This is a genomic window from Marinomonas posidonica (genome assembly GCF_043643765.1).
Taxonomy (GTDB): domain Bacteria; phylum Pseudomonadota; class Gammaproteobacteria; order Pseudomonadales; family Marinomonadaceae; genus Marinomonas; species Marinomonas posidonica_A.
In genome coordinates, this window is sequence record NZ_JBHZSP010000010.1 from 12485 (window position 1) to 25763 (window position 13279).

At 44.5% G+C, this 13279-nt stretch carries 9 protein-coding genes; 6 read left to right on the forward strand and 3 right to left on the reverse strand.

Annotated features, from left to right (window positions below; all coding sequences use genetic code 11):
* Positions 1 to 122 precede the first annotated feature (122 nt).
* Together ACHUFM_RS12185 and astE are read right to left on the reverse strand one after the other, a co-directional pair.
* Positions 123 to 1184 carry a zinc ABC transporter substrate-binding protein gene (locus tag ACHUFM_RS12185; RefSeq protein WP_394182508.1) on the reverse strand — a complete coding sequence of 354 codons (1062 nt, stop codon included), beginning with the start codon at positions 1182 to 1184 and terminating at the stop codon, positions 123 to 125.
* A 75-nt stretch (positions 1185 to 1259) separates the two neighbouring features.
* Positions 1260 to 2273 carry a succinylglutamate desuccinylase gene (gene astE, locus ACHUFM_RS12190; RefSeq protein WP_394182509.1) on the reverse strand — a complete coding sequence of 338 codons (1014 nt, stop codon included), beginning with the start codon at positions 2271 to 2273 and terminating at the stop codon, positions 1260 to 1262.
* 272 nt (positions 2274 to 2545) lie between these two features.
* Between astE and ACHUFM_RS12195 the strand changes: the two genes are divergently transcribed.
* The 4 genes from ACHUFM_RS12195 (at position 2546) to ACHUFM_RS12210 (ending at position 5566) form a co-directional block, all read left to right on the forward strand.
* Positions 2546 to 3082 carry an NUDIX hydrolase gene (locus ACHUFM_RS12195; protein WP_063333172.1) on the forward strand — a complete coding sequence of 179 codons (537 nt, stop codon included), beginning with the start codon at positions 2546 to 2548 and terminating at the stop codon, positions 3080 to 3082.
* Positions 3024 to 3869 carry a DUF2927 domain-containing protein gene (locus ACHUFM_RS12200; protein ID WP_394182510.1) on the forward strand — a complete coding sequence of 282 codons (846 nt, stop codon included), beginning with the start codon at positions 3024 to 3026 and terminating at the stop codon, positions 3867 to 3869. The genes ACHUFM_RS12195 and ACHUFM_RS12200 overlap by 59 nt, the downstream gene beginning before the upstream one ends.
* A 155-nt stretch (positions 3870 to 4024) precedes the next feature.
* A complete protein-coding gene (hemE, locus tag ACHUFM_RS12205; protein ID WP_394182511.1) occupies positions 4025 to 5125 on the forward strand; it encodes a uroporphyrinogen decarboxylase in 1101 nt (366 codons plus the stop codon).
* Positions 5126 to 5227: 102 nt separating this feature from the next.
* Positions 5228 to 5566: a P-II family nitrogen regulator gene (locus ACHUFM_RS12210; RefSeq protein ID WP_063333175.1), complete on the forward strand. Its 339-nt coding sequence runs from the start codon at positions 5228 to 5230 to the stop codon at positions 5564 to 5566.
* Positions 5567 to 5638: 72 nt separating this feature from the next.
* Here the strand turns inward: ACHUFM_RS12210 and ACHUFM_RS12215 are convergent, their stop codons facing one another.
* Positions 5639 to 6658 (reverse strand): GlxA family transcriptional regulator, encoded by a 1020-nt coding sequence (locus ACHUFM_RS12215; RefSeq protein WP_394182512.1) that lies wholly within the window; start codon positions 6656 to 6658, stop codon positions 5639 to 5641.
* 297 nt (positions 6659 to 6955) lie between these two features.
* On the opposite strand from ACHUFM_RS12215, the gene ACHUFM_RS12220 reads away from it, so the two are divergent.
* The gene (locus ACHUFM_RS12220) at positions 6956 to 11773 is read left to right on the forward strand and encodes an NAD-glutamate dehydrogenase (RefSeq protein ID WP_394182513.1); all 4818 of its coding nucleotides are present in this window, start codon (positions 6956 to 6958) and stop codon (positions 11771 to 11773) included.
* 52 nt (positions 11774 to 11825) lie between these two features.
* Positions 11826 to 13049, forward strand: coding sequence for an aspartate aminotransferase family protein (locus ACHUFM_RS12225; RefSeq protein ID WP_394182514.1), 1224 nt, complete (start codon positions 11826 to 11828; stop codon positions 13047 to 13049).
* Positions 13050 to 13279: the final 230 nt, after the last annotated feature.

Here is a 13279-nt window from a genome sequence, read left to right on the forward strand (position 1 = left end):
TTAATTAGACGGCTAAAAAAGTGGTCTCATTATACAGAGTGGGAGGAAGGTCGCATACAAAAAGAGTGCTCGACTTGAGCACTCTTTTTTCGAATCATTCTGCGAGATTAGCAGACATTCGTTTAGCCTAAGCAGCTCAGGAATTGACCGCTTAGAGAGTCTAGGAAACGGTAGTAGGCATTCGAATCCAACTTGATGTCGCCACCAAGAGGGTCTAGTGGCGCGGTATTAACACTTGATCCGTCTAGCAAAGCTTTAACGATCGCTGGGCTAAATTGAGGCTCACTGAACACACACTGGACATGATTTTCTTCAATTTCATGGCGCAGTTCGGCCACTTTTTTCGCCCCAGGCTTACGTTCAGGACTGACTGTAATTTCCCCAGCATGTTGCAAACCATAATGTCTTTCAAAGTAGCTGTAGCCATCATGAAAAACAATGTATGGAACCGTGTTAACTTTATTCAGCGCGGCACGAATTTGCGCATCTTTTGCGGTCAAGCCCTGCTCGAAATTTGCCAAATTAGTTTGATAATATGCTGCATTTTTAGCATCAATTTCAGATAAACGCTTAGTCACCGCTTGTGCCAATACTTTGGCATTCTCTGGTGACAACCAAACATGCGGATCAACACCACTGTGGTCATGCCCCTCATGTCCTTCATGATGTTCGTCATGATCATGGCCTTCGTGTTCATCATGATCGTCGTGATGCTTATCATGATCGTGGCCTTCATGATCTTCATGCTTATCATGATCGTGGCCTTCGTGTTCATCATGATCGTCGTGATGCTTGTCATGATCGTGGCCTTCATGATCTTCGTGTTCATCGTGGTCTTCATGACCCTCTGCGAAGTTATGCAGATTCATACCGTTTAACGCTAACCACTCAATAGAGGAATCTTCTTTACCCGCATTTTCTAGTGGTTTCTCTAAGAAACGTTCTAATGACTCCCCCACCCAAACAACGGTATCCGCGTTGGCAATTTTTCTTAAATCTGAAGGACGCAAAGCAAAATCATGGGGTGATGCCGAATTGGACACAATTTGTTCAATGTCGGCTCGGTCCCCAGTAATGGCTGCGACCACCATAGAGACAGGTTTTATACTGGTGACAATAACCGGTTTCGCTAACGCCAACGGCGATAGAGCCGTCACACCCAAAGTCAGTAAAAGCTTATTCATTCGTTAGACACCTCAAATAACGTTATAACGTAACAATACGATATTCGGTAACGGTATTCAAGATACATTCTCAGCTTATTGAAAATTAAACGCAGACATAGGCTTTGCACGCACCACCAAGCCAGCACGCTGACCAACAGGTAATTTGCTATTTGGAAACACAATGGCGTCCCCCGTTTGCTTAATGATGTAGCACTGCTCAATGGATTCAGCCAAACAAAAATCTTGCCTAAAAGAGGTGAAGTTTTCTAGATCGTCCGCAATATTTAACTGATAGCTTTCATGATCTTTGGTTAAACTGTCGACCACTTCGTATAAACTCAAGTCTGAAACTCGATCTTGAATCAGCTCTCCTTTAACCAACAGCTCAGTCAAAGCTCGCTTCATCTGCAAAAAGGACGACAAATCATTTTCACCGAATGCTTTCACCTTCCCCAATTCAATAGTGAAAGCCTGAGCATCATGTTGCGCAAAACTGTGGTAGGAAAAAGTACTTGTTGGCTGATGCGAAAACAATACAGCCTCAATACCGCAAGCCGCCAAAAAAGCCAACTGGCGTTGCTGATATATTGTCTTTGGTACGAAGGGATGAACGGCAAACTTTTCATGAACTGAACCACGTATGGCAGTATGTAGATCATAATGTAATTTTTGCGAATCAACCGCTTCAGGTGCATCAAAGAACGCCTTAACCGATAACTCTAACTGTTGCGCCCGTTGCGCTTCGTAACCTTGTTGTGATTGCCATGAGCCACAGAACAGACGATTTAGATTTACATCGCAGAAACGTTGAGCCTGTATGACCGCTCGAGGGTTACCAATGATGAACAACAAACGTACGCCTAACACCAAATCCCCCGCCAAAATAGATTTAATGATACCGTTCGCTAATTCAATCGGTCCCGTTTCATTGCCATGAATACCAACGGATAAGACCAAACTGACATTGCTGCGCTTTACCTCTGGTTCCAAGGATAAGATGCCCACCCCTTCAACACGAGCACGCCCAGAGGGAAAAGTAAAATCCAAAACACCATTTTGCTCAGGATACCGTAAGGTATGAGCCAGAAAATCATCGTTCACTATCATACTAGTTCCATTATATTGGTCTTCATAATCTCTCTTTTCCGGCACGGGCAACTCACTCTCCCATGCGCAATGCACATGATACGGTCAAACGCGAAAGACGCGCATAGCATGCCCGTTTTAGCCGAAAATACATAAAATTAGGTCGCTTTTATTAAACATGGCTGCCATAAAGTCCATTTCAACACCATTGAACCAAGGCTAAGGCTTTTCTTTCCAGACAAATGCCGATACCCTTTCGCTTTCTATTCGTTCCGCCAATCAATGAGTATTTTATGTCAGAGAATGACGAAGTCATTATTTTAGTCGACCAACACAATCAAATCATTGGCGACGTGCCTCGCCGACTCATGAACTTTGGCGAAGATCATCATCGAGTCACTTACATCTTAGTATTCACTGAAAGTGGTAATTTGCTGGTCCAAAAACGCACTGATGACAAAGCCTTTTGCCCCAGTTTTTATGGCGTAACCACTGGCGGTGTGGTCGCCAAAGGTGAGTCCTATATTGAATCAGCTCATCGTGAATTAGAGGAAGAGTTAGGCTTTGATGCACCATTGCAAAGCCATGGTGTTTTTTTCACTCAAGGAAAAGGCTTCAAAATCTGGGGAAAGATCTATACTTGTCACTATCAACCCGAAACACATGGCCCGTTAACATTACAACCAAAAGAAGTCGCTTCGGTTCATGAAATGAGCATTCAGACCATATTAGATAACCCTAATCATTTGGATTTTACACCGGATTCTTTCGATGCATTACGACATTACGCCAACAAACTTACCAGCGCCCAACCGGATGACCCAATTTAACCTTAACCTCATTCGCTTCTTGGTCATTCTTCTTGCCATGTTCTGCAGTACCCTCAGTTTTACCAAGGAGCGCTGGCAAGACGATTATTACATTGAAGAAAGCTTCATTAAAATTGCCCTACAAAGAGAATACAAAGAAACCAACTACCCTAAGATTATTCGTTGGAAAAAACCAATCCGCCTGTATTTTGAAAGTGATGCGGGGGACGCTCATTTACAAAAAGAATTGTTAAGCGTACACGCTCAACATCTAGCTCGTATTACTGGCCTATCCATCGATTTCACCCAACAAGCATCAGACGCTAATATTTTTGTTATTTTTACCAACTATGCCCAACTTGAAAATAAAGTAAGACAATACATTGGTGACCCAGAGAATATTCGTGCGGCACTGGATGAAGCCATCTGTCTTGGCAATTTTCGCCGTAATGGTCGTTATGAAATAACCCGTGGCGCGATTATAATTCCGGTTGATTATGCTCGTCGTAAAGCGCGCTTTTTAGATTGTATTGTCGAAGAAATCACTCAGTTACTAGGTTTGCCTAACGATTCGAATGATGTCTTCCCTTCCGTTTTTAACGATGTCAGCGTGGACACCTATTTAAGCCCTCTCGATTATATTTTATTAAAAGCCTTGTACTCTCAACACATTAAACCTGGTATGAACGTCACGCAAACTCGGGCATTTTTCCCAGATGTGCTGAGAGAGTTACATGCAAATGGCGACATAGCCAATGCAGCCGAGCGTGTTCAGCAATACAGCTTAAAACGCTACCTTGGGGATTAAGTCATTTAGCAGACCATAGCCATTATCAAACCCTGCTATAAATCAATATTATTGGTCTTTTTCTCAAAAGCCTTTATAAATTCTACTTATTCACTCTGCATTCCTGATCAATTTAGGTAAAATGCCCCCATTCAAATTTCACACTGGAGAGCTTAATGTTTCCTGAACTCAAAAATGACCGCTTCCTGCGCGCCCTACTCAAACAGCCAGTGGACACCACGCCGGTTTGGATGATGAGACAAGCCGGACGCTACTTGCCAGAATACCGAGCAAGCCGAGCCACCGCAGGAGACTTTTTGAGTCTATGTAAGAATGACGCCTTCGCTTGTGAAGTCACTTTACAACCGCTAAAGCGTTATGACTTAGATGCCGCCATTCTGTTTTCAGACATATTAACCATTCCCGACGCTATGGGGCTGGGCCTTTACTTTGAGACCGGCGAAGGACCAAAATTCCAGCATGTTATGCGTACTCAAGCCGACATTGATGCCTTGCCAGTGACAACGGAAGGGGATTTGGATTATGTCATGAAAGCCGTGACCACCATTCGCCACGCACTAAACGGACAAGTCCCTCTGATCGGCTTTTCAGGTAGCCCTTGGACTTTAGCGACTTACATGGTGGAAGGCGGTTCTAGTAAAGACTTCCGTCACATTAAAGCGATGATGTATCAATCGCCAAAGACACTGCACACCTTATTGGATAAGTTGGCCCAATCCGTTACTCACTATCTAAATGGCCAGATCAAAGCAGGCGCGCAAGCAGTACAAATCTTTGACACTTGGGGCGGTGTTCTCAGCGGCCCTATGTATCAGCAGTTCTCTTTGTTGTACATGAAGCAAATCATGGATGGACTCATTCGTGAACATGAAGGTCAGAAAATCCCCGTCATTTTATTTACTAAAAATGGCGGGCAGTGGCTGGAAAATATCGCCGCCACAGGTCCTGATGCCCTAGGGCTAGATTGGACAACAGACATTGGCGAAGCCAGAGCTCGTGTCGGGAATCAAGTCGCTCTTCAAGGTAATATTGACCCATGTGTACTGTATGCAGGTCAAGATGTGATTGAGCGTGAGGTAGAAGCAGTACTGTCCAGCTTTGGACATGGTAGTGGCCATGTATTTAATCTAGGTCACGGTATTCATCAATTTGTGAACCCAGATCACCCTAAATATCTGATCGATGCGGTTCATAATCTTGGTCGCCAGTACCATGAGACCAAATACGATGATCTGGATGCGATGAACGGACTGTAATCTGCTGAAAATATAGGCTATATCCACTGAGATTGTGGCGACTTTGGCAAGAGAGTGTTATTTTTATGCTAATGAACGCTTTATCAGAATGGAGAGAAAATAATGAAATTAATCACAGCCATTGTTAAGCCCTTTAAACTAGACGAAGTTCGCGAGGCGCTTTCTGAAATTGGCATTAACGGCATCACAGTGACCGAAGTAAAAGGATTTGGTCGCCAACGTGGTCATACTGAACTGTACCGCGGAGCCGAATATGTGGTGGACTTTCTACCTAAAGTAAAATTAGAACTGGCAGTAGAAACCGATCAAGTTGAGCGTGCAATCGAAGCCATCCAGAGCAGCGCTAACACAGGTAAAATTGGCGACGGTAAAATCTTCGTCACAGCGTTAGAACAAATCATCCGTATCCGTACTGGTGAGACTGGCGCAGAAGCCATCTAAGGCAAATGCGCATCCGTCTAGTAAATCGCCCGTTTTAGCATTAAAACGGGCTTTTTTTGATCGTCACTTTTTTCAGCGCTTCCAAAGCTGTCGCTTCTTCCTATTATTCGGCGTCACTTCCGTTACCACATTTCCTTGTTTATTACGTTCATCTCTTGGGGTCATGCCAAAAAAGCTCTTGTAGGTAGTACTAAAATGCGGCGCTGAACCAAAGCCGCAATCTTGCCCTATTTCGGTGATCGATTTATCGGTGTTAAGCAGACGTTGTTTTGCTTGCTGAAGCCTTAATTCCAAATAATAGCGCGATGGCACCACTTCTAGATGAGTTTTGAAAAGTCGCTCTAAGTGACGACGCGAAATACCTAAATGATAAGCAATGTCTTCAGAGGACAAAGGCTCCTCAATATTGGCCTCCATTAACTGCACCGCTTCCACTAACTTCGGTTGACCACTACCAATACGTGCCTGCAATGGAATACGTTGTGGATCGTCATGTGCACGAATACGCTCACAGACAAATTGCTCAGAAATATTGCTCGCTAACAACATACCGTGTTGCTTACCAATCAAAAACAACATCATATCCATGGCCGCCGTACCACCACTACACGTATATCGATCTTGATCCACTTCAAACAAGTGATCTGACACTATGGTTTGAGGAAATTCATCTCGCAAATTGGCAATACTCCACCAATGAATGGTTGCTCGGTAGCCATCCAGCAAACCGGTTTTGGCCAAAAGATAGCTTCCTGTGCAGATCCCCCCTAAAGAAATCCCTTTATTGGCTTGCTGCTTAATCCAATTTTCTAAAGTTTTATTTTCGTTTTTTGTCACTGGTGATGCACCACAAACAAAAATCGCGTCCAAACCACTCGGAGCCTCACTTGTTATGTAGTCCGCCAAGCTTATAACCCCTGTATTAGAAGAGACTTCGCGACTTTCATGACTAATTGTACAGAAAGAATATAACTCTTTTCCGGTCACCCAGTTTGCCATATGCAAAGTTTCAATGGCGGACGAAAAACCTAACATAGAATAGTTAGGCAAAAGTAAAAAACCGTATTTTTGTGGCTTTTTACTCGCTTGCATGATTTCTCTTGATGCGAATTCACTCTTGTACAAAATATTATCCTGCGAACTAGGGACTAAAAAGGGGTTTATTTCGTTTAAAATGGATATTAAAGGCTTTTTTCATATTATGACGGAGTTTTACGGACGAGAAAACCGATTATGAAAAAAGAGTGTCGCAATTAGAAAACTAGATAGCTATTAAAGAGGTAAAATTTTCACAATAATCTTTAACAGAGTCCAAAATCAAAACTTTCAATAAGTCACATTTACAACTAGTTTTAAAAAGACCCAACACTCATGAGGGATTGAGTTCACATGACTGACCATAAAAAAAACGAATTGATAGAACGCGTTGAGTTAGAAATTAACGACCATTTTAGTCGTGCCGATGCGAATGATTTAATTCAACTAGCCCACCTATACTTCCAAGATTCTCTAACGGAGGATTTGGCAAACGAAAGCATTGAAAACCTGTACGGCACCATTGTGTGTTTGTGGGACTTCTTAAAACAAAAAACACTACAAAAGCCAAAAGTTCGTGTTTACAATCCAAACTACGAAGAACACAGCTGGCAGTCCACACATACTGTGATCGAAGTATTAACGGAAGACATGCCTTTCCTTGTCTCCTCTTTCAACATGGCGCTGGTTCGTCTTGGCCACACTATTCACCTTACCGCTCATCCTGCCGTACCGGTGGAACGCAATAAAAAAGGTGAATTACAAAGCATAAAACCTGAATCGAAAAACGTTGAAGCTTTAATTCGTTTTGAAATCGACCGTCTGTCCAACACCAATTTATTAGACCAAATTAAAGATGAAATTCTTAAGAGTCTAGCTGACGTTAGTAAAACCGTGGCAGATTGGCCTCAAATGAAAACAAACATGAGCGAAGTCATCCGTGAATCGGAACAACTTTCTCACTTAGAAGGCAATGAAGAACATCAGGAAATCCTCGACTTCCTGCGTTGGGTAGAAAACGATCACTTCACCTTTATCGGCTTCCGTGCCTATGACCTGACTCAAGAAGGCAATGAAACTCACCTGAAACTTGTAGAAGGTTCAGGATTAGGAACCTTCCGTGACATCAATGACAAAAAAGTAAAACGTGACATTGTCTTGCAAGACAATCTAGCCAGCCTAGCCGTCGACAGCAGCAATATTTTAATCTTGACGAAATCGACCGCCATTTCAACGGTACATCGCCCTGTTCACTTAGACTACCTTGGCATTAAGCGTTTTGATAAAAATGGTAAAGTCATTGGCGAATGGCGCTTCTTTGGTTTGTATTCGTCTGCCGCTTACATTGCACGCCTTCAAGACATTCCGCTATTGCGCAAAAAGCTAGATGTGATTGTTGAGAAAGCCAATGTGGATCCGAACAGTCACAAGGGCAAAAACCTAAAACACATTCTAAACAGCTACCCTCGTGATGAAATGCTGCAGGCACCAGTAGAAGAACTGTTCGGTACCATTGAAAGCATTCTTGCTATTCAAGAGCGCCGTCAATTACGTGTTTTCCTACGCAAAGACATTTATGGCCGCTTCCTCAACGCGCTTGTTTATGTACCGAGAGATCGCTACAACACAGAACTGCGCATTAAGATGCAAGACATTTTAATGTCGGCTTGTAATGGCACCAGTTCCGAATTCAATGTGCAGTTCTCTCAGCTCGTATTAGCTCGAGTAAACTTCACTATCCAGATAGCAGATCCGAAACAAAGCCCAACCATAGATGCTGAAGACATCCAACGTAAAATGCAGGATGCCATGAGCTCATGGGAAGACAAGCTCTTATCCGCGCTGCACAAAAGTAACGGTGAAGAAAGCGGCAATCAGCTTTTCAATGAATACGTGCCGTATTTACCCGCCGCTTACCGTGAGGATTTCTCACCAAATGCGGCCGTGCTAGACATTGAACGTCTATCACAATTAGCAGACGAAGGGGATATCTCCACTCACATTTATCGTCAAGTTGGCCAAGCGAAAAACAATTACTTTTTCAAAGTTTATGGTACTGGCACCACCCTTATTCTCTCGGATGTATTGCCTATCCTAGAATGCATGGGCTTACGCGTTCTAGAAGCACGTCCATACGAGCTGGATCAGAACGGTGACGGCACCGCCAATACTTGGGTGGTCGAATTTGCGATTAGCGTTGACGCTGACGTTAACCTAGAGAAAAACACTCAACGCGAAGCATTCCAAGATGCGTTCAACCAGATATTTGTTCGTCGAGTCGAGAATGATCGTTTCAATGCCCTAGTGTTGAATGCGTCTCTTACTTGGCGTCAGGTCACCATGTTGCGTGCCCTTACCAAGTACTTAATGCAATTACAATTGCCTTTCTCAGTGCAATACATGCAACAAACCTTAGAGAAAAACGCTGGCATTGCTCGCCTGTTGGTACAATTGTTCGAACAACGCTTTGACCCTGCACAAACAGCGAAACGTGATGATAAGGTACAAAAACTCTTAGAAAAAATCGATCTAGAGTTGGATCAAGTGGCCAATCTAGATGAAGACCGCATCTTGAAACACTACTTGTCGGTCATTCAAGCCATGCTCAGAACCAACTTCTACCAGCATGATGAACAAGGCCAGATCAAAGATTATGTGTCGTTCAAATTAGACCCATCAAAAATTCCTGCGGTACCACTACCACGTCCAAAGTTCGAGATCTTTGTCTACGCACCTTGGGTGGAAGGGGTTCACATGCGTGGCGGTAAAGTCGCTCGTGGTGGTTTACGTTGGTCTGATCGCATGGAAGATTTCCGTACCGAAGTCTTAGGCTTGGTAAAAGCACAAATGGTGAAAAACGCCGTCATCGTTCCTGCGGGTGCGAAAGGTGGCTTTGTCGCTAAGCAACTAAAGAAAAACGCGTCACGAGAAGACGTTCAAGCCGAAGTCATTCATTGCTACACAACCTTCATCAGTGGTTTGCTCGACATCACGGATAACTTGGTACAGAACCAAGTCGTTCCGCCAACGTCGGTACAACGTTACGACGAGGACGACCCTTACCTAGTGGTGGCGGCTGACAAAGGCACGGCGACTTTCTCCGACCTAGCCAACAGCATCTCAGAGAAATACGGATTCTGGTTAGGCGATGCCTTTGCATCCGGCGGATCAAACGGTTATGACCATAAAAAAATGGGCATCACGGCTCGTGGCGCTTGGGAATCGGTTAAACGTCAATTCAAAGAAATCGGTATCGATTGTCAGACGACAAACTTCACCGCTGTCGGCGTTGGCGACATGGCCGGTGACGTGTTTGGTAATGGTATGCTCTTATCTAAGCACACTTGCTTAGTCGCGGCATTTAACCATCTGCACATCTTTATTGACCCAACGCCCGATGCGGCTAGCTCGTTTGCTGAACGAGATCGCTTGTTCAAGCTACCACGCTCCTCATGGGAAGATTACAATAAAGAACTCATCTCTAAAGGCGGCGGTATCTTTAGTCGAACCGCTAAATCGGTGCCAATCAACGCTGATATTCGTAAAGCCCTTGGCATTGAAGGCAACATCAAGTCCATGGCACCGACGGATCTGATTAATGCCATCTTGAAAGCCCCAGTCGATTTGTTGTGGAACGGCGGAATCGGCACCTATGTCAAAGCCGAATCTGAGTCTCATGCGGATGCGGGTGACAGCGCCAACAATGGCTTACGTGTTAATGGTAAAGAGTTGCGCTGCAAGATTGTTGGTGAAGGCGGTAACTTAGGTTTGACTCAATTGGGTCGTATCGAATTCGCCCAAAATGGCGGTTTAATCAGTACTGATGCCATCGACAACTCAGCAGGTGTTGACAGCTCTGACCATGAAGTTAACATCAAGATTCTACTCAACCGAGTGGTTGAAAATGGCGACATGACAGAGAAGCAGCGAAATACCCTGCTGGCTAAAATGACCGATGAAGTGGGTGATCTAGTATTACGCCACAACCGTGGCCAAAGCCATGTATTGTCTTTGATTAACTCACGTGCACCGGAAAAATTAGCAGATCATTGGCGTTTGATTCAATCCTTGGTACGCGAAGGACGCTTAAACCGTGAAATTGAGTTCCTACCCACCGATGGGCAAATTCGTAAACGCCTTAACAAAGGCCAAGGCTTAACACGCCCAGAAATTTCTGTGTTGTTGGCTTACTCTAAGATCAAACTCTCTGAACAGTTGGTGGAAGACGGTATTGGTGAAGACCCTGATTTGATTACGCAAATTAATCAATACTTCCCACGCGAGCTGACTAAGCGTTTCGGTGATCAAATGGCATCACACCCATTGGCACAAGAAATCATCGCTGGCCACGTGACCAACAATCTAGGCAATCGTATGGGGGCTACTTTCTCCACCTATATGCAGGAAGAAACCAGTGCCTCCGCCTTGAATGTGGTACGTGCTTACATGGCTGCGGAAACCATCTTTGATATTCCGTCTCTGTGGGATGCAATTAATCGCTTAGACTTTGAAGTACCAAACTCCGTATTAAACGGTTTGTTGATCCGTATCCAAGGTCTGCTAGAACGAGCCACTTTGTGGCTATTGCGCAACACTCGCGAAAGTTTGTCGATTCAACGCTTGATCGAAACTTACCAACCGGGCGTTAATGTCATTGCAGCAAACATCCAGGCTATCTTAACGGAATCCAGCCAAGAGCATTTGGCACAAACGAATGAGGCGCTGGTTGCACAAGGTATTCCGCAAGACTTAGCGGACAACTTGTCAGCCCTGCAATACCTCTTCTACGGTTTGGATATTATCCGTGTGGCCAGCAACACTGACAGCGAAGTGTTGGACGTTGCACAAACCTACTTCGCGTTGGAAATGGAGCTAGAACTGCATTGGCTACGTCAGCGCGCAGCACAATTACCAGCCGAAGACATGTGGCAGCGCCGTGCTAAAGCCGGCCTTGGTGATGAAGTCGACAACAGTTTGCGCACCTTAACGCAGGAGGTGATCCAATCGAATGCCGACATCAAAGCACTGGACCAAAGACTGGCCAGCTGGCAAGAAACGAACTTAGACAGTGTCCACCATTATCGAGCCACTTTCAGCGAAATTAAGCTGGAAAGTGAATTATCCTTGGCAATGGTGACTGTTGCTATTCGTGAGTTAAGAAATCTGATATAAACCAATGGGTGGTCGTCAATGCGGCCACCTATTTTTTCATGAGGATATAAACGTGACACAAGAAATAACGAGAGCAACCTTTGATGAAGTCATGGTTCCTAATTACGCACCTTCGGCAATCATTCCAGTGCGTGGTGAAGGCTCTCGCGTATGGGACACAGAAGACAAAGAATACATTGATTTTGCTGGCGGCATTGCCGTCACGGCATTGGGTCATTCCAATCCAACTCTAGTCGACGTCATGCGTGAGCAAGCAGGAAAAATCTGGCACCTTTCCAATGTGATGACAAACGAGCCAGCGTTGCGACTAGCTAAAAAATTGACCGAAAAAACCTTTGCCGATCGCGCTTTCTTCGCTAACAGCGGCGCAGAAGCCAACGAAGCCGCATTTAAACTCGCTCGTCGTTACGCATACGATCATTTCGGTCCTGAAAAGCACGAAATCATTGCGTTTTATAAATCCTTCCATGGCCGTACTTTGTTTACCGTTTCAGTGGGTGGACAAGCGAAATACAAAGAAGGGTTTGAGCCAACACCTGCTGGCATCAAACATTGTGATTACAATAACATTGAACAACTTAAAGCCATCATCAGTGACAAAACCTGTGCAGTTGTTATGGAACCCATTCAAGGCGAAGGCGGTATCATTCCTGCCGATCTTGAATTTGCCAAGCAAGTGCGTGAACTTTGTGATCAGCACAACGCCTTATTAGTTTTTGACGAAGTGCAATCCGGTGTTGGCCGAACAGGTACTCTGTTTGCCTACGAGCAAACAGGTGTCACCCCAGACATCATGACATCCGCAAAGTCTTTAGGTAACGGCTTTCCTGTTGGCGCCATGTTAGCGACCGAGAGCGTTGCAAAAAGCTTTGCATTTGGTACTCACGGCAGCACATATGGCGGTAACCCTATGGCCTGCGCCATTGCAGAAGCGGTTGTCGACATCATCGACACCCCTGAAGTACTTGAAGGTGTGAAAAAACGCCATGAGTTATTTGTGACAGGCTTGAACGCCATTAATCAGAAATACCATATCTTTAAAGAAATACGTGGTATGGGCCTATTAATCGGTGCTGAAGTGGTGGATGAGTACGCAGGTCAAGCAGGCAAATTTGTGACTGCCGCTGCAGAAGAAGGTTTGTTCATGTTAGTTGCGGGTCCTGACGTATTACGATTTGCCCCTTCTCTGATCATTCCAGAGCAAGACATTGCGGAAGGTTTAGCACGTCTAGAGAAAGCCATCGCAACGGTGATTGCACAAACTCAAGCCGCTTAATCAGATAACACACATTAGAGACAACTTAAAATCGGGCCTTGCGCCCGATTTTTTTATGTTAACCCTCTCTGAATGAAACTTTTTAATCGCTAATCAGTCATAATACTAATTAAATCAATGAGTATGATTATCGTCTTTTTTGCAGATTCCTTAGTTCACGATGAATTGTGCTTCTCAACGGACTAGTTTAAGCTCATTTTCGTACATTAGGACTAATTGGGCTAGGATGG